This window comes from Longimicrobium sp., assembly GCF_036554565.1.
In the GTDB taxonomy this organism is placed as follows: Bacteria; Gemmatimonadota; Gemmatimonadetes; order Longimicrobiales; family Longimicrobiaceae; genus Longimicrobium.
Genome location: NZ_DATBNB010000529.1, coordinates 1 through 1,651 on the forward strand (window position 1 = coordinate 1; position 1,651 = coordinate 1,651).

1 protein-coding gene and 1 pseudogene are annotated in these 1,651 nt (G+C 71.4%); one reads left to right on the forward strand and one right to left on the reverse strand.

What is annotated here, in order from left to right; genetic code table 11:
- Positions 1–386 (forward strand): annotated as a pseudogene (locus tag VIB55_RS14515) (adenylate/guanylate cyclase domain-containing protein); the annotation flags it as partial.
- 24 nt (positions 387–410) lie between these two features.
- Here the strand turns inward: VIB55_RS14515 and VIB55_RS14520 are convergent.
- Positions 411–1,559 carry a hypothetical protein gene (locus VIB55_RS14520; protein ID WP_331877373.1) on the reverse strand — a complete coding sequence of 383 codons (1,149 nt, stop codon included), beginning with the start codon at positions 1,557–1,559 and terminating at the stop codon, positions 411–413.
- Positions 1,560–1,651 lie beyond the last annotated feature (92 nt).

The window sequence follows — 1,651 nt, forward strand, 5'->3', positions numbered from 1 at the left end:
GCCTGGAGGGGCTGAACAAGGACTACGACACGGAGATCGTCGTCTCGGAGTTCACCTGGGCCCGGGTGCAGGCGCACTTCATCGGGCGGGAGATCGACTGCGTGCGGGTGGTGGGGCGCGAGGGGCTGGTGGGGGTCCACGAGCTGGTCGCCACGCGGGAAGACGGGGTGGATGCGGAGACGGCGGCGCTCCTGGATGGATTCGCGCATGCCCGGGCGCTCTACTGCGAGCGCCGCTTCGGCGAGGCGTTGGACGCGTTCCAGGCGCTCGTGGACCGCTTCCCGAAGGATGGGCCCGCGGCGGTGTACCTGGAACGCTGCCGTCGCCACGCCGTTGCGCCTCCCCCCGCGGAGTGGGACGGCGCCCACCAGCTCGTCTCCAAGTAGCTCCCCTGACGACGCAGCGGTTCGCTACGGCGCGGCCGTTCGCATGCTGTCGGCCGATCCGGACCGGCGCGCGGGGATCCAGCGGGGATTCCAGTCGTCCGCCGGGGCGCGCGTCAGCCGCGTGGCGTGCGAGCCGTCCGCGCGCGCCAGGTAGATCTCGTGGTCTCCGTCGCGGCTGGAGGCAAACGCCAGATATCGCCCGTCTGCCGACCACCGCGGTCCGCTTTCCCCGCCCTGGCTTCCGCCGGGTACCTCGCGCGTGGCGCCGGAAGCCACTTCGGTGATCCTTACCCGCGACCCCTGCCCGCGCCGCCGGACGACGTACGCGATCCGCCGCCCGTCCGGCGACCAGGCGGGCTGCTGCTCGGCGATGTCGGAGATGGTGTCGGGCCGGGTGAGCCGCCGCTGCCCCTGGCCATCGGCGCGCATGACGAAGATGCGCTCGTCGCCGTCGCGCGTGCTGGCGAAGGCCAGGTGCGTTCCGTCAGGCGACCACTGGGGAAAGAAGTCGTCGTGCCCGGGAACGGTGGTCAGCCGCGTTTCGCCAGAGCCGTCCAGGCGCATCCGGTAGATCTCGGCGTTCTGGTCGCGGCTGCTGCCGAACGCCACCCACGCGCCATCCGGCGAAATCACCGGCTCGAAGTTGCCCTCGCGGTTGTCGGTCAGGCGCTGCTCCCCCGTTCCGTCCAGGCGAATGCGGTACAGGTCGCGAAAGCTGGCCTGCGCCGACTCGAAGACGATCCACTCCCCGTCGGCGCTCCACGCCGCGCTGCGCGAGTACGGGTGCCGCCCCCCCACGGGCCGCGCCGTACCGCGAGGCACGGGATGAAAGACGAGCTGCTCGAACCGGTTTCCCCCCGCCTCCTCTACCTCGATGCCCAGCACCCCCGAGCCGTCGGGGGCGATGGTCGTGATGTAGCTGTCCAGCAGGGTGCGGGTAAGCCGCCGCTCGCCTACGCCGGACGGGCGCACCACGTACAACTCCATGTTGCCGTCCCGCTCGGCCACATAAGCGATGGTCCCCGGGATCCGACGCCGCTCCGCCAGCGAAAGCGTATCCGCCGCCGGACGAGCTCCATCGGCCCGGCGCGGCTCGCCCCCGCACGCCGCCAGGGCGAGGGCCCCCAGGCACAGGGCGGCGCGCGCGGCACGCGAGGGCGAACGGTGCTTCATCTTCAGGAGTGTCTGGTGTGCAATAGAAGAACGAGTCTCACGGATGAGGCGCAGGGACACGGAGACCGGTTCTCCATGTCCCTGCGCCTGAA